Origin of the sequence: Clostridium aciditolerans, from assembly GCF_016316925.1 — a bacterium.
GTDB lineage: Bacteria > Bacillota > Clostridia > Clostridiales > Clostridiaceae > Clostridium_AM > Clostridium_AM aciditolerans.
The window spans coordinates 71102-86419 of record NZ_JAEEGB010000014.1 but is presented as its reverse complement, the minus strand read 5'-3'; the positions used below and the strand labels follow the sequence as shown (position 1 = coordinate 86419).

Genomic DNA, 15318 nt, shown 5'->3' with positions numbered 1-15318 from the left:
ATTTACACTATAATCTAAATTGATAATTTTTATAGAAGAAGATAAAAAATAAATAGTTGAGAGCGGACAGTAGAAAAGTCCTTCGCTCTCAACTAAAAATAGTCATTCTAGCGTATACGTTAACTTTCCAGTTAGTTTCCCTACATAGTATTTCTAAGCACTTTTTCTACCTCTTCAAGGGGCACAGGTCTGCCAAACAAATATCCCTGAACTTCATCGCAGCCGTAATTACTCAACACCTGCAGCTGCTTTTCTGTCTCTACCCCTTCTGCTATAGCCAGTGATCCTATATTTTTACACAGGTCAATGATGGTTTTTACTATAGCAGTATCTTCTTTATTTTCCGGAATGTCCTTTATAAAGGTTTTATCTATTTTTATTTTATCGATTGGAAACTTACTTAAATACCCTAGTGAAGAATAGCCTGTCCCAAAGTCATCTAGTGCTATCTTTATTCCAAGCTCTCTAAGCTGAGTTAGAGTTTCAATTGCCCGATCTGGATTTTGCATAAGCGATCCTTCGGTAATTTCAAATTCCAGCCACCTTGCCTCTGCACTTGTTTCTTCTAATATTTTCTTTACAAAGCTTAAAAACTTTGTATTTTCAAACTGCTTTGAGGATATATTGATAGCAACTCTTTTAGATCTTATATTTAAATCTTCCCATACTCTGCACTGCTTACATACAGTTTTTAATACCCATTTATCGATCTCCATAATTAAGCTATTCTGCTCTGCAAAAGGAATAAATTTTCCTGGTGGTGTCATTCCTAGCTGTGGACTATTCCATCTTATAAGTGCTTCTATACCTGTACATTCTCTTGTGATTATATTAAATTGAGGCTGATAGTATAGTATAAATTCATCATTATCTATAGCCTTCATTATCAAATTTTCCATAGATATTTGCTCACGGGCCTTTTCACTCAGATTAGGGCTATAAAATTCATACCTATTTTCTCCAAGTTCCTTTGCTCGATACATAGCAATATCAGCATTCTTTAGTAGTGTAGCTGTATCTCTTCCATCCCTTGGATATACAGCAATACCTATACTTACGGTAATTTTAAATACATTATTCTCATATACCCATCTGTTACTTATAATTCTTAATATCTTTCTACAATTATCTTTTATCTCATTATCGTCTTTTACACCTGGCAGAATTATTCCAAACTCACCCTCACCTAATCTTGCAATAATTGTGTTTTCATGAAAATTTGATTTTATCTTCTCAGATATTTCTTTTAAAAACTGATCTCCAGCATCATGGCCTACTATATCATTTATAAGTTTGAATCTATCAAAATCTAGATATAGTAGGACTATGATACAATCATCAATCTTTGTATCTATTATGAACTCTTCCATTCTCTTAAAAAATAGTGCCCTATTAGGCAAATTTGTGAGCTGGTCATAATAAGCCATTTGGCAAACTATTTCTTCCACCTTTTTTTGCTCAACCCTTGGAAGAAAGACTTCATTTCTTAGAATACATATAACTATTATGGTAAATATAATCAAAATCATTAATGTCATCTCTTCCCTAACCACCTTTTCATTAGAATTTCTGCTAAGAATCAGATTGACTTCCCCCCCCATTTGCTCCAAATTTCACTTAAGCAGGCATACAAAATCTTAAGTAGATATTCCAAATCTATGATTCGGTAATAGTCACTTACACAGAGTGCTGATTTTGATATGATCGCTTACTCATTCGACGATAGGAGAAGGAGTTTCACTTTATAATATGTATGCTCATATTATTTGCAACCTAGTATGCTAAAGTATGTTACAGAATTCGCATTTCTATCCCTGTACAGAGTTTTAAACTAGAAAATTGACTTACACAAAGGGCTATGTTTCCAAAGCTGAAGGTAGATTTAAAAACTTTGTGTCAGTCTTAGTGAAGTGTTTTAAGACAACCTTAGAATCTTAGATACTGTCTGAGCAGAGCGAGTTTATCTAAGTTCTTAGGTCGTCTAAAACACAAGCTTTAGACTGACTAAAAGTTTTTAACGGACTGAAGCTTGGAAACATAGCCCGGGGTGTAAGTCAATTTTCGGCCTTTAAGCTCTATATAAAAATAAAACTAATATTTATGAACTTCAATGAGAATAATAACCTTGTAACAAATTCAAACAAGAAGGAGGCTATTTTTATGCCAGCTCAAAACAAACAAATAGAAGCTAATAATTTAAAAGTGCTTGAAGATCAATTAAATTACGAATCACTTATGAATAAGAAATTTAACGAGTATTCATCTATGTGCAGCGATACTCAGTTAAAAAACTTATGCAATCAGGCTAGCCAGGTTCACAAGCAAAATTTTAACTCACTAAAAACATATCTTGATTCTCATCAATAATTGAATATTTACGGAGGTATTTGTTATGAATGAAAAAGAATTAATGACGGATTTACTCTCTAGCGAAAAACAAGTAATATCAGCCTACAGTACAGGAATTACTGAAACTTCCTGTGAAAATCTTAGAAATGTGCTAGTTAACAACTTTAAGGGTGTTCAAGATGTTCAATTTAAGGTATTTGATGCTATGAAACAAAAGGGATGGTATACAACAAAGGATGCGCAGGATAACGATGTTATGCTGCTAAAGAATCAAGCAACTCAGATGATGAATGAATTAAAATAACCATCTAAAAATGAAGCTTTTCATGTTTATACTTTTATATGAAAATGCTTCATTTTTTTGTAACAATTTCATATTAACTGAATATTATACAATGTAGAGATTTTTTTTGGAGGTATCTTTTGAAATTTATTGATTACAGAGATGAAATATTATTTGAACACCGCTTCTGGCTCCAAATATTAGGAGACCATTCACGTTTTATTCTAAACTCCCTATCTCCAGAAGAAAAAGATAAAATACAGACAGCTAATCATTTTATACACTTATTTGATAACCTTCTTGAAAAAGCTCGAAGAGATCTCACAATAGAAGAAATTAATTCATTAAACACATCAGCTTATAATTCTGCAAATAATCTTCGCAACTTTAAACTTCAGATTCTTTCTCAACAATTGGCAGGTAAAATAAAGATTAATTTGCCTCCAACCTTTATTAATCACATGGTTAATGAATTGGATGAGTACTTACTTATCTTAAATTGTATGATGAATGATCATAGCAACTTATCTCACCCTTTACATTATCATCTGCTATGGTTACTTGACGGATCTGGCCACGCCTCCTCTATAGGAAGCAGCTTAGATACGTCTGAAAAAGCTCTAATAAAAGTAAGCAAAAAATATGCTAAAGAATTTGATAATCTGTATCTAAAGTCTAACGAATTCAAAGGGTATATGAGAACAGGATTGAGTGATTTTCCTGCACTTCATAAGTTAAATCAAGATGCTGATTTAGAAATGAATTCTTTCAAAAAATTTTTAAAGGAATTAGAAAAACTAATTTTAGATAAAAAAGTACTTGGTACCTTAATGCCTCTTACGACAGATCATATGTACAGGGAAGAATGCTATTATCTTACAAAGTTATCTAAAGTATCTGATGTAAAATCATCTGAATGTGATCCTACAAAACCTCGAATTAATGTGTAACCTTTTATGTACCTCTATCATATTATAGTTAATGGGATTGATTAATCTTAAGGACAAAGTACTGTTACTTTAGCAGGTGGCTGATATGGTTATTATACCATTTAAGTGTCCATTGAAGGCTATTATGTACTCTGTTAAAAAGCTTTATTTTTATACAAAAGCGTAAATAACTAGAACCTTTTAGACTTTTGATAAATAAAATGATATTGTAACTAATTATTGAGGTGAATTATATGGATGACAGAGAACTTCTGGCTAGAATTATTAAGTGTGAGGCTGGTGGTGAAGGCGAGAACGGCATGAAAGCAGTTGCCAGTGTTGTTATGAATAGAGTGAACGTCTCATCTGGTGAATATCAAAGGATAGGCCAAGGTGACTTAAGAAAGATAATCTATCAAGAAGGACAGTTTGACTGTGTTCGCCCAGTACTTGGAGGAGTAGCTAATCCCCAAACTATTTGGGCTAACCCACCAGAGCAGATACATTACGATATAGCCGATTGGGCCCTTTCTGGCCACAAGCTATTTACTGTTGGTGCTTCGTTATGGTACTTTAATCCCTTCGGACCATGTCCTTACACCTTCCCATATAATGGTAGTGGCAGTTTCCAGGTAGCTATAGTAAAGCACTGCTTCTATAATCCTACGGCACTTTATTTTGAAACCTAATAATTCATAAATATTTTTTGGAGGTATACTTATGTTTCCAAACTGTTACTTAAATCACATGAACTCAGGATATAGAGCCATGCCGCCAATGCCTAGTCCATCTATGTTCCCAGGCGGAATGAGTCCAGGTGGAATGTTCCAAGGAGGTCCTATGCAAGGTCCTATGCAAGATACTGAGATGGAGAACGTAGAAGCAATCCCTGGGGGCACTAGCGCTGGCGCACCTACACCAGGAGGCACACCAGGTCCTACACCTACAGGAATAGGTGCACCTGGCACTGTCGGAGTAACACCTTCTCCTTTTGTAACAGCACCCGGTGCACCTGTGGTATTAGACACTAACTATACTCAAGGTTACTTAAGAACTCAGATAGGCAGAAGGGTAAGAGTGACCTTCTTACTTGGAACAGGTACCTTACAAGACCGTGTGGGACTTTTAGAAAATGTGGGTATAAGTTATATAATTCTAAGAGACGAATATACTGGTACTGACGTACTGGGAGATATATATTCAATTAAATTTGTAGATATATTCCCACAAGCTCCTGCTGGCACTCCAAGGACACCTTAAGATTATACTCATCAGATTAATAAACAAAGTAAGATTAGCTTTTGCTAATCTTACTTTGTTTACTTTGAGATGTTCATATTATTTTCTAAAAACTTGGCATATTGTCTAAATTATCATTATCTTTATCATTAGGATTGCTTCTTAAATAATGTCTTCCATTTCTAGCTGTACCAACGTTTACTCCTTGAATCAGATTATCTTTTGCCATCATTATTGCTTCATCTATAGAATATACATTTCCGTTTTCCAGCATTACATCTGTTATGTCTCCATCATTATTTTTTTTAACTTTTATTACTTTTGATTTTTCTTCCATGATCATCCCTCCTAGTGATAGTATTTGAATAAATCCGTAATATATACAGATTTATTCACCTTAGAGGATAATTGACAAAGGACAGTGAAGGAATAAAACTCACCTTCACTGTCCTCTGTACTCTGTTCTATAATACTTTTCCTAAGAAATCCTTAGTTCTTGGATGCTGTGGATTTCCGAATAATTCTTCTGGTACATTTTCTTCAATTATATTTCCTTGATCCATAAATATAACTCTATCTCCAACTTCTTTTGCAAAGCCCATCTCATGAGTAACCACGACCATTGTCATACCTTCTGCTGCAAGCTCTTTCATAACATCTAGAACTTCTCCTACCATTTCTGGGTCAAGAGCTGAAGTTGGCTCGTCAAATAACATAACATCTGGTGACATAGCAAGTGCTCTTGCTATAGCTATTCTCTGCTTTTGTCCACCAGATAACTGTCCTGGGTAGCTATTTGCTTTATCGTCAAGACCTATTCTCTTTAACAAATCAAAGGCAATTCTCTTAGCTTCTTCATCAGACATGCCTTTCAACTTTTTAGGTGATATAGTTATATTATCTAAAACGCTTAAATGTGGGAATAAGTTAAATTGCTGAAACACCATTCCCATCTTTTGTCTTAGTTTATTTATATCTGTACCTTTGTCTGTTATAGATATACCTTCAAAAACAATTTCACCTTCAGTAGGTTCTTCCAGTAAATTAAGACATCTTAAAAAGGTACTTTTACCGGAGCCACTTGGTCCTATAACAACAACAACTTCACCTTGTTTTATTTCTATGTCTATTCCTTTAAGAACATGTAACTTATCAAACTTTTTATGCAAACCATTTACTTTAATCACTTGTCTTCATTCTCCTTTCAAAGGTACCTACAATTTTTGAAAGTGTAAATGTCATTAAGAAGTACATTATCGCTGCTACAATTAAAGGTTCGAAAGGTTGGAATATGTTACCTCTTACAGTATCAGCATTATACATAAGCTCATGTATACCTATTATAGATGCTATAGAAGATTCTTTTATAACAACTATAAATTCATTACCTAATGCAGGCAATATATTTTTAATAGCTTGAGGTATTATTATATATCTCATAGACATTGCTGGAGGCATACCTAATGACCTTGCAGCTTCCATTTGTCCTTTATCTACTGCCTGTATACCCGCACGTATTATTTCTGCTACATATGCAGAACTATTAACTGATAGTGCTATTATACCAGCAACAAAGTCTGGAAGACTAATTCCTATGTGCGGAAGACCATAGAATACAATATATAATTGTACAAGCACCGGAGTTCCTCTTATAAATTCTACATAAGCAGTTGCTATTAAATTTAAAATCTTTTTATTCGATAACTTCATCAGAGCTAAAACAACTCCAAGCATTACACCAATTAAAACTGTAAAGAATGCTAGGAAAATTGTAAACTTAGCTCCATTAACAAAAAACATATAATAATTAGATAAAAAACTGAAATCCAATACTACGTCCTCCCATTTTATATTAAATTAAATATTTTTCTGCGTCAAATTAAAGTGGTAAAAAATAATGTACACAGAAATAAATTGTTAGGTAACTACAGCTACCTAACAATTATTGCTGAACTTAAAGGTCTTAATTTATTTTACTTCTACTGAGTTAGTTGCATCAGTAACATACTTGTCAATGCTCTTATCTTGAATTAGTTTGTCTAGTGTCTTATCTATAGCGCTAACTACATCTGCACTTCCCTTTTTAATTGCAACTGCTGAACCTGCTTCTTCAGTTTGAAGTTTTATACCTGATATAACCAAGTCCTTATTAGCATTCACATTTGAAGTTGCAACTGGCAATTCTACTATAACTGCATCAACTCTATTGTTCTTAAGAGCTAAAACTAAATCTGATATTTTTCCAAGAGCTACAGCTTCAGAATTTGGCATTTGCTTCTTAGCTATTTCTTCTTGTATTGCTCCTTTTTGAACTCCTACTCTTTTACCTTTTAAATCATCTATTGATTTTATCTTATCTTTATCAGAAGCTTTTACTATTACAGTTTGAACTGCATTATAATAAACTTTTGAGAAATCTACGTTTTTCTTTCTTTCTTCAGTTGGAGTCATTCCAGCAACAACAATATCAACATTTCCTTGATCTAAAGCTGCAAGCAGTCCATCAAACTTCATGTCTTTTATTTCAAGCTTTACTCCCATATCTTTTGCTATTTGTTTTGCAACTTCAACATCAAAACCTACGATTTCATCTTTTCCATCTACTGATTTATGGAATTCATATGGTGGATAGTCCGCACTTGTACCAAGAACAAGTTTTCCGTTCTTCTTTATTCTTTCCATAGTTTGTGATTGTGTTCCACTATTAGATGCCTCTTGCTTGCTTCCACAAGCAGCAAAAGTAAACATTGAGCCTACAACTAAAGATACTGCTATAAGTTTCTTTAAACTTCCTTTTAACATTTTGATTCCCCCCAAAATTTCTATCACTTGATGCTTCAAAATTAATTCTTGTATTATTATACATCCGTTTTCATGTTTATACAATACTTTTTATAAATTTTTTTAATAAAAATTCATAACTTTATCTATAAAAAAATTGGATATCCATAGAATTATTAACTGTATTTTAACTCAACTTGAATATTTATATACCTTCTATTTATATAAATACCAGATTAAATTAAAAATTTAGCACTTTAAATTCAATGAATATCCATATTATTAAAACTGTAATACTTTACTCTTCATCCAATTATATATATCATTTATTATTTCATCTTCGCCAAATTCAGTACTTAGGTATCTTATTTTTTCACATATTTTTGAAACATCAAAATTTATTCCCTCAAGTACATCACCTAATCTTAAAATAAGGCTACTATTTAAAGCATCAGAATATATAACCGCCTTTTGTATATATGCTTTCTTTAGGGTTAATCCAATTTCTATATCTCCCCAAGTAAATCTATTTTTAAAGCTTATATCAAATGAGGGTGATTCCCCATAAATCCATTCCCATGAGGAATACTTATTATATAATTCATTTAATTTAAATATCTCCTCATTTAATATATATTCTTCGGAATTTTCTCCATATATTTCTTTAAAGCTTTCTTTAAGTCTCATTTTAAATGACTCTATAGTTATAGCTTTATTTAAGTTCTTTAAGTTTACAACTCTAGCTTGTACTGAATCTATACCTTTAGACTGTATTTTCTCTTTTGAAACCTGGAGATAGCTGCCTAATTTACTTATATCAGTATCAATAAGTATAGCACCATGATGATATGCTGAAGTTTTCGTAAAGTAGAAAGCATTGCCAGAAAACTTCTTTCCATTTACCTCAATATCATTTCTTCCAGAAAACTGTGCATCTATCCCTTCTTTTTGAGCTGCCTTTAATATAACCTTCAACTGTTTTTCTAGATTATACAAAGCTTCGCTTGCCACAAATGTAAAGTTTAAGTTTCCCAAGTCATGGTACACTGCACCACCGCCAGAAAGTCTTCTAGCTATCTTCCCATCATTCAGTTCTAGTTCTTTACATTTGCACTCTTTCCATGGATTTTGATTTCTACCTATAACTACAGTGTTTGCATTTTGCCATAAATAAAGAATCACTTCATCTTCTTCTACATTATTTAGCATGTATTCTTCTAAGGATAAGTTGTAATAAGGATCAACTGATGTAGATATAACAATTTTTGTTTTTATATCTTTAGTTAACAAAGTGTAAAGATCCTCCTTCTAAAGCAAGAGCTCCTTCGTGTATAGCCTCTGCTGTAGTAGGATGTGCATGTATAGTTTCTGTAATCTGTTCTGCTGTTAACTTGTTCTTTACAGCTAGAGCTAATTCAGCTATTAAATCTGTTGCATGAGGTCCTATTATAGCACCGCCGATAACAACTCCAGTAGCCTTGTCTTTTATGATTTTTACAAAGCCTTCTTTTTCACCATAGGTCATGGCTTTTCCGTTAGCTGCGAAAGGAAATTTACCTATCTCTATTTCAATACCTTTTTTCTCTGCATCTTTTTCTGATACTCCAACCACAGCAATTTCAGGATGTGTAAATATAGCACTTGGAACTACATCATAATTCATACTACATTCTTTTCCCATTATATTTCTTGCTGCCACTACCCCTTGATGGGATGCTACATGGGCTAATTGAATTATATTAGTTGCATCACCTATAGCATATATATTATTTAGACTAGTTTGCATTTTGTCATTTACTGATATAGCTCTTTTGTTAGCAGTTAACTCAATATTAAACTTCTCTAATTCTGCAGTATCTATTGAAGGGGCTCTACCAACTGCCATTAAAACTTTATCTGCTGATAGATATTTTTTAGTATCTTCTTTTGAAAATACTACTATTGATTGGTTGTCTTCTCCTTTTAATATTTCCTCGACTTTGCAACCAGTATATAACTTTATGTTATTATCCTTTGCTATTGCAGTTATTTCGTCACATATATCTTTATCTAAGGTTGCTAGTATTGAATCAAAATACTCTACTACATATACATCTACGCCTAGCTTGGAGTACATGAATGCAAATTCCATACCTATTATGCCGCCACCTATTATTATTAACTTTTTAGGAAGCTTATCTAAATCCAGTGCTTCATTACTGGTTATAACGTTTTCTAAATCTGCACCTAGTATTGGAAGTTTCATAGCCTTTGAACCTGTTGCTAATATTATATTTTTAGCGTTGATAGTTATTTCTGTATTATTTTCTTTTACAAATAGGCTGTCTTCTTTTACTAGCTTACCTTCACCTTTTATGATTCTTACATTACGTTTTTCAAGTATAAATTGAATTCCATTTCTTAATTCTTCAACTATATTGTTTTTACGCTGAATTATCTTTTTCATATTTACTGAGACATTTTCTGCTATTAAACCAAATTCATCTGCTCTGCATAAGCTGTCATATATCTCTGCTGACCTTACTAAGGTTTTAGTGGGAATACATCCACGATTAAGGCAAGTTCCACCTAGGTTTTCTTTTTCAATCAATACTACATTTGCACCTAACATAGCACCTTCAATAGCAGCTACATATCCACCAGGTCCTCCCCCAACTATAGCTATATCACAGCTTATTTCTTCTTTTTTAGGCTTCATTAATCCAGCGAAATAATTAAAGGATGAGGCACCTTTGTTACTAGAAGTATTGTCTTCTTTTTTGTTATCCTCTTTAACCCCGACAGCTTCTCCTTCTATCTTAGCTATTACGGCTCCTAAGCTTATAGTGTCTCCCTCTGAAATCTCTATACTTTTTATAACACCTGAAAAGTTAGATTTAAAAGTTGAACTTCCCTTTTTACTTTCTATATCACAAATGTTATCATCAGCGTTAATTGTGTCTCCAACACTTATATATATTCTGCATACTTTACCATCCTTAGCGTGTCCATTTAACTTATCTAATACTATATCTAACATCACTTACCTCCTAAATTATAGAGTTTCAAACTAGAAAATTGACTTACACTCTGGAATATATTTATAGTCCTTTGTGTAAGTCAATTTTCGGCCTTTTAGTCCTATGTTATTTGAAGTCTCCTTCGAATTCATCTACGCTGTCTTTTAATAATGTAACACTATACGCCATAGTAGGGCCGCCTCCAAATGCAACTGAAACCATAGCTGCTTCCATTATTTCTTCACGAGTTGCACCTGCTTCTAATGCTTTGTATGCATGGAACACTATGCAATATTCACAACGATTGTATACCGCAATAGCAACACTTATTAATTCCTTTGCTTTTGTCTCTAATTTTCCTGGTTTATACGCTGTTCCAAGTAAATTCATGAAAGCATCTACGCCTTCTTTATTAGTTGCTCCAAAGGATTCTAATCCGTTGCATAAAACTTATAAAAAGTTATAAATATATAAATTTTATTTTGATTATAGTTACCAAATAATCTTCCCTATTCGCAGAACCCTATTTCAATTTTAAATAATCTACTCTAGTTTGGTATAGTTCTCCCAGGGCTTAAATTCCCCCACAACGCAGGGTACATATTAGCATTATCTTTTAGTAGTGATGCTATGCTAATTTATAATTACCAAGATTAATTGAAGCATTTTTATCTCTATCTATTTCTAATCCACATTTATTGCATACATAAATTCTATCCTTTAGCTTTAAATCATCTTTTTTGTTACCACAACAACTGCAAATTTTACTTGAAGAATAAAATCTATCTGCTTGAACAAACTCTATTCCATTAAACTCACATTTATATTTTATCTGCCTAATAAATTCATAGAATTTTTGTTCCTGTATACTTTCTGCTAAATGTTTGTTTTTCATCATTCCGCTAATATTTAAATCCTCCATAATAATTCTATATGGCTTTAGTTTAACTATTTTATTAGTAGCTTGATGAATATAGTTAAGTCTTATATTGTTTAGTTTTCTATAGATAAGTTTAATTTGTTTTTCAAGCTTTATTATGTTTTTAGTCTTAACAAATTTCTTATCTTTTTTATTTGCTTCATATTTTCTTGATACTTGCCTTTGTAATCTTTTTAATTTCTTTTTTAGCTTTCTAACCTTTACAGATTTATTAATGGTTTTTATTGGTTTATCTAAACAATTTATAACTGCAAAATTCTTGATTCCTAAGTCAATTCCAATAGATAAATTCTTATTTAACTCAACTTGGTTTTCGTTGTGTTCAAAGCCAAACGTTAGATACCAATACTTACCGTCAAATTCACACCTTGGGTTATTATATTTAGATAGAATAGGTATTTCATAATTTGTTTTATATTTAACCTTGCCTATTTTCTCTATATTAACTGTTCCATCTTTGAATTTAATAGCATCATATCTAACATAAAAGGAATTTTTAGATTTTTTCTTGCTTTTAAACTTAGGATGCATAGATAAACCCTTAAAGAACTTATTATAAGCATCATTTAAATCCTCAAAAGCATGCTGTGTAACCTGTGCAGATACTTCCTTTAACCATACGTAATTATTATTCTTTTTAATTGTATTATTAAATTCAGTTCTTATTTTTACTTTTGAAGGCTTAAGGTCTTGCTTATTCATTTCTTCCCATTTTGCTAACCCCCAGTTGTATGCAAATCTTGCACAACCTACGGATTTAAACATTAACATTTCCTGTTCCTTAGTTGGCTTTAACCTTATTTTTACTGCTTTTATCATGTTCTCACCTCACTTTCTATTAATATTATCTCCTAATAATTAGGTAATATAATAATGAGGTAAGTTTTAAAAGATTACAGCATCACCTATAAATTATTTTTATATATTTATAACTTCTTACAAGTTTTATGCCTATTCACCTAGTATCGCTACTACTAAGCAGTTCTCAAAGTCTTGTAAAACTTATGAACTTCTCATACTTTCATATGAGCGTAGACTATATCACCACCTAATCGGTGTCCTCCACTTCCACTACCAACAGCTTGTAGTGTACTCCCATCACAGGATAGTCGTTGAAGTTTCCTCTCTTTGAGGCTTACCTGCTGATTGCCCATTGTTATTTGGCACTTAGGATTTAACCTTATGCTATCTAACTAATTTTTTCTGCTTTCGCAACTATCACGCTCAGGCTTATTTCATCCTTACGTTGTAGTTTAGTTAGCTTTAGGGGTTTCCAGCAATTCAAAGGATTTTGGATGTATTCCATACATCACTCCATGCTCTTTACGAACATGGGAGGCTGTCAACAATTTTCTAAGTTATAATTTTTGTTAATGTTTTATAACTTTTTATAACTTATTTGTAACTGTTAGTTACCTCCAACAAAATTATTTAATATTTCTCTTGGATTTTTTGACATATTAAATTCCCCCTAATAGTTTATTTTAATTATCTTACTAATCATTAGTATAGCAACTATTTTATAATAATTCAATATATAATTTGAAATTTTCTATTAAATATACAAATAGACCGCACCTTGTCTATAGGTGCGGCTTATTACTCTTCATTATCTAATTCTTCTATTACTAACTTATCAAAATCCAGCTCTTCAACAAAATTATGGTGGTTAAAACTAGTCTTACTTCTTCTATTGTATTCATCTAAGTTGCTAGGCAGCCAGTAGGGCTTCGATATGTCAAATTTATTACAAAGCTCAGTTATACAGAACTTTAAGTTATCCTGATAGCTTCCCTCTATATCAGCTGTGACAACATCATCTTTTAAGGTCTTACCGTCTTTAATCAATCTTCCCCATATTCTTAGCATACTGTTCCTCCAATGCTACTCTTTATCATAAAAATCAAGAAATGAATAGTCTTCTCCACCCTTTTCCCATCCTAAGATAGAGTCCATGTTTACATTTTGTGCAGATCTGAATATGGATTTTTCTACGTCCTTAAAATTTTTCTTTAGAGATTCAATTAAATCCTTGATTTCATATCTCTTGTTTCCTATCTTCTCAGCAGCAACCATACATGCACAATTTAATGGCCAAATGCCACTATTTTGAATAAAGCGTTTAATATAATCCTCGTGAACATAGTAAAGCGGCCTAATAAGCTCAAGTCCTTCGAAATTTGTAGATTTCAACTTAGGCATCATAGTTTTATAGTTTCCTGAATATAGTACATTTAATAATGTAGTTTCAATAACATCATTAAAATGGTGTCCTAGCGCAAGTTTATTGCAGCCTAATTCTTTGGCTTTATTGTATAGAGATCCTCTACGCATTCTTGCACACATGTAACATGGATAGTCCTGCGCAATTTTGTCTACTACGTCAAAAATTCCCGATTCAAAAATATGAATTGGTATATTTAAATACTCACAATTATCAATTAACAGCTTTTTTATGTCTGGATGGTAGCCTGGGTCCATGGCAATAAACTCCAATTCAAAGTTCATCTGCCCATGGCGCTTTAACTCTTGAAATAGTTTAGCCATCAGTATACTGTCCTTACCACCGGAGACAGCTACTGCAACTTTATCACCATCTTCTACTAGCTTAAAATCCTTAACTGCTTTTACAAATTTTGACCATATATGTTTTCTGTATCTTTTAGTAATACTTCGTTCTATTTCCTGAAGTGGTTTTCGCTCTTCGTATGGAACTAGCACTTCGCAACCTTTTCCTGCTATATCACTCATTTTAAAATTCCACCTCTCTTTTTACGGAAATATTATAGCACCTTTTGAGAAAAATGCGAAGCATTTTTCTAGAGGACAGAGGACAATTGTCCTCTTAAAAATTTTGCTTCACATTTTCCTCATAAATTGTGTTAAAATAAGAAATACTAAGAAAGTAAAAACATGTATAAAGTGAGGTAATAACTATTGATAAACATAGGTGATTTTAATAAATTAAAAGTTGTGAGAAAAGCAGACTTTGGATACTACTTAGATGCAGGTACAGGACGTACTAGTGATGATATCTTGCTTCCAAACAAGAGTGCACTAGGCAATGAACTTAATATAGACGACGAAGTAGAAGCTTTCATATATAGAGATTCAAAGGATAGATTAATTGCTACTTTAAAGAAGCCTTTAGCTACAGTTGGAGAGTTAGCTTATCTTAAAGTAATTTCTACTACTAAAATAGGAAGCTTTGTAGACTTTGGCCTGGAAAGGGATATACTAGTACCATTTAAAGAAAAGCTTTATGGATTACTGAACAATAAATCTTATTTATTTTATATCTATTTAGATAAGACTGGAAGAATTGCTGCTACTACTGATATAGATAGATATTTAGAGGACACTGATAAATACAACATAGGAGATTCTGTTACTGGAACAGTTTATGGTTTCCAAACTAACAAAAGCGTTATGGTAGCTGTTGATAATATGTATAAAGGTGTTATTCTAAAAAATGAATATTATAGCGATATACAACATGGAGATGTACTTGATCTAACTGTAATCAAAATTTATGAAGATGGGAAACTAGGCCTTACTCCAAGAAAAGCTGGAAAGATTCAAAGAACTGAACTTCAAGACACTATTTTAGAATATCTAAAAGATCACGGTGGTTTTATGCCTTTTAATGATAAGAGTTCACCAGATGAAATATATGATACTTTTCATGTAAGTAAAAATAACTTTAAAAATTCCTTAGGTGGACTTATGAAAAGAAACTTAATAGTTCAAGATGAAAAAGGAACAAAACTGAAATAATTAAAATGAGCACCACATTAA

17 protein-coding genes are annotated in these 15318 nt (G+C 32.3%); 6 read left to right on the top strand and 11 right to left on the bottom strand.

What is annotated here, in order from left to right; genetic code table 11:
- Window positions 1-140 precede the first annotated feature (140 nt).
- Window positions 141-1538, bottom strand: coding sequence for a putative bifunctional diguanylate cyclase/phosphodiesterase (locus I6U51_RS12780; RefSeq protein ID WP_211143001.1), 1398 nt, complete (start codon window positions 1536-1538; stop codon window positions 141-143).
- A 622-nt stretch (window positions 1539-2160) separates the two neighbouring features.
- On the opposite strand from I6U51_RS12780, the gene I6U51_RS12775 reads away from it, so the two are divergent.
- The 5 genes from I6U51_RS12775 (at window position 2161) to I6U51_RS24780 (ending at window position 4821) form a co-directional block, all read left to right on the top strand.
- On the top strand, window positions 2161-2367 hold the full coding sequence (locus tag I6U51_RS12775; protein ID WP_211143000.1) for a hypothetical protein: 207 nt from the start codon (window positions 2161-2163) through the stop codon (window positions 2365-2367).
- Between the two features lie 25 nt (window positions 2368-2392).
- The gene (locus I6U51_RS12770) at window positions 2393-2653 is read left to right on the top strand and encodes a spore coat protein (protein ID WP_211142999.1); all 261 of its coding nucleotides are present in this window, start codon (window positions 2393-2395) and stop codon (window positions 2651-2653) included.
- Window positions 2654-2772: 119 nt separating this feature from the next.
- Window positions 2773-3582 (top strand): DUF2935 domain-containing protein, encoded by an 810-nt coding sequence (locus tag I6U51_RS12765; protein ID WP_211142998.1) that lies wholly within the window; start codon window positions 2773-2775, stop codon window positions 3580-3582.
- A 233-nt stretch (window positions 3583-3815) separates the two neighbouring features.
- Complete coding sequence (locus I6U51_RS12760; protein ID WP_211142997.1) at window positions 3816-4250, top strand: cell wall hydrolase; 435 nt, start codon at window positions 3816-3818, stop codon at window positions 4248-4250.
- A 31-nt stretch (window positions 4251-4281) separates the two neighbouring features.
- Window positions 4282-4821 (top strand): hypothetical protein, encoded by a 540-nt coding sequence (locus tag I6U51_RS24780; protein ID WP_246517323.1) that lies wholly within the window; start codon window positions 4282-4284, stop codon window positions 4819-4821.
- A gap of 85 nt (window positions 4822-4906) precedes the next feature.
- Here I6U51_RS24780 and I6U51_RS12750 read toward each other — a convergent pair whose 3' ends face one another.
- From I6U51_RS12750 to I6U51_RS12705, 10 genes are all read right to left on the bottom strand, one after another.
- On the bottom strand, window positions 4907-5137 hold the full coding sequence (locus I6U51_RS12750; RefSeq protein WP_211142996.1) for a DUF3892 domain-containing protein: 231 nt from the start codon (window positions 5135-5137) through the stop codon (window positions 4907-4909).
- Window positions 5138-5264: 127 nt separating this feature from the next.
- Entirely contained in the window at window positions 5265-5987 is a 723-nt protein-coding gene (locus I6U51_RS12745) for an ATP-binding cassette domain-containing protein (protein ID WP_211142995.1), read from the bottom strand.
- Window positions 5980-6630: an amino acid ABC transporter permease gene (locus tag I6U51_RS12740; protein ID WP_211142994.1), complete on the bottom strand. Its 651-nt coding sequence runs from the start codon at window positions 6628-6630 to the stop codon at window positions 5980-5982. The genes I6U51_RS12745 and I6U51_RS12740 overlap by 8 nt, the downstream gene beginning before the upstream one ends.
- A 138-nt stretch (window positions 6631-6768) precedes the next feature.
- Window positions 6769-7602, bottom strand: a complete 834-nt coding sequence (locus I6U51_RS12735) for a transporter substrate-binding domain-containing protein (RefSeq protein ID WP_211142993.1) — start codon at window positions 7600-7602, stop codon at window positions 6769-6771.
- Between the two features lie 261 nt (window positions 7603-7863).
- Window positions 7864-8871 (bottom strand): lipoate--protein ligase, encoded by a 1008-nt coding sequence (gene lplA / locus I6U51_RS12730; RefSeq protein ID WP_211142992.1) that lies wholly within the window; start codon window positions 8869-8871, stop codon window positions 7864-7866.
- On the bottom strand, window positions 8861-10600 hold the full coding sequence (gene lpdA, locus I6U51_RS12725) for a dihydrolipoyl dehydrogenase (RefSeq protein WP_246517322.1): 1740 nt from the start codon (window positions 10598-10600) through the stop codon (window positions 8861-8863). The genes lplA and lpdA overlap by 11 nt, the downstream gene beginning before the upstream one ends.
- 106 nt (window positions 10601-10706) lie before the next feature.
- On the bottom strand, window positions 10707-10970 hold the full coding sequence (locus I6U51_RS12720; RefSeq protein ID WP_211142990.1) for a carboxymuconolactone decarboxylase family protein: 264 nt from the start codon (window positions 10968-10970) through the stop codon (window positions 10707-10709).
- Between the two features lie 238 nt (window positions 10971-11208).
- Entirely contained in the window at window positions 11209-12339 is a 1131-nt protein-coding gene (locus I6U51_RS12715; RefSeq protein ID WP_211142989.1) for an RNA-guided endonuclease InsQ/TnpB family protein, read from the bottom strand.
- Window positions 12340-13119: 780 nt separating this feature from the next.
- Window positions 13120-13389, bottom strand: coding sequence for a hypothetical protein (locus I6U51_RS12710; RefSeq protein ID WP_211142988.1), 270 nt, complete (start codon window positions 13387-13389; stop codon window positions 13120-13122).
- Between the two features lie 15 nt (window positions 13390-13404).
- Window positions 13405-14271 (bottom strand): tRNA 2-thiocytidine biosynthesis TtcA family protein, encoded by an 867-nt coding sequence (locus I6U51_RS12705; protein WP_211142987.1) that lies wholly within the window; start codon window positions 14269-14271, stop codon window positions 13405-13407.
- Window positions 14272-14457: 186 nt separating this feature from the next.
- Between I6U51_RS12705 and I6U51_RS12700 the strand changes: the two genes are divergently transcribed.
- Window positions 14458-15297: a CvfB family protein gene (locus I6U51_RS12700; protein WP_211142986.1), complete on the top strand. Its 840-nt coding sequence runs from the start codon at window positions 14458-14460 to the stop codon at window positions 15295-15297.
- The last annotated feature ends 21 nt before the right edge of the window (window positions 15298-15318 follow it).

Excerpts from the sequence above, each read along its gene's own strand:
- I6U51_RS12780 (WP_211143001.1), bottom strand. The coding sequence starts at position 1,538 with ATGACATTAATGATTTTGATTATATTTACCATAATAGTTATATGTATT.
- I6U51_RS12750 (WP_211142996.1), bottom strand. The coding sequence starts at position 5,137 with ATGGAAGAAAAATCAAAAGTAATAAAAGTTAAAAAAAATAATGATGGA.
- I6U51_RS12715 (WP_211142989.1), bottom strand. The coding sequence starts at position 12,339 with ATGATAAAAGCAGTAAAAATAAGGTTAAAGCCAACTAAGGAACAGGAA.
- lpdA (WP_246517322.1), bottom strand. The coding sequence starts at position 10,600 with ATGTTAGATATAGTATTAGATAAGTTAAATGGACACGCTAAGGATGGT.
- I6U51_RS12770 (WP_211142999.1), top strand. The coding sequence starts at position 2,393 with ATGAATGAAAAAGAATTAATGACGGATTTACTCTCTAGCGAAAAACAA.
- I6U51_RS12720 (WP_211142990.1), bottom strand. The coding sequence starts at position 10,970 with ATGAATTTACTTGGAACAGCGTATAAACCAGGAAAATTAGAGACAAAA.
- I6U51_RS12735 (WP_211142993.1), bottom strand. The coding sequence starts at position 7,602 with ATGTTAAAAGGAAGTTTAAAGAAACTTATAGCAGTATCTTTAGTTGTA.
- I6U51_RS12760 (WP_211142997.1), top strand. The coding sequence starts at position 3,816 with ATGGATGACAGAGAACTTCTGGCTAGAATTATTAAGTGTGAGGCTGGT.
- I6U51_RS12705 (WP_211142987.1), bottom strand. The coding sequence starts at position 14,271 with ATGAGTGATATAGCAGGAAAAGGTTGCGAAGTGCTAGTTCCATACGAA.
- I6U51_RS12710 (WP_211142988.1), bottom strand. The coding sequence starts at position 13,389 with ATGCTAAGAATATGGGGAAGATTGATTAAAGACGGTAAGACCTTAAAA.
- I6U51_RS12775 (WP_211143000.1), top strand. The coding sequence starts at position 2,161 with ATGCCAGCTCAAAACAAACAAATAGAAGCTAATAATTTAAAAGTGCTT.
- I6U51_RS24780 (WP_246517323.1), top strand. The coding sequence starts at position 4,282 with ATGTTTCCAAACTGTTACTTAAATCACATGAACTCAGGATATAGAGCC.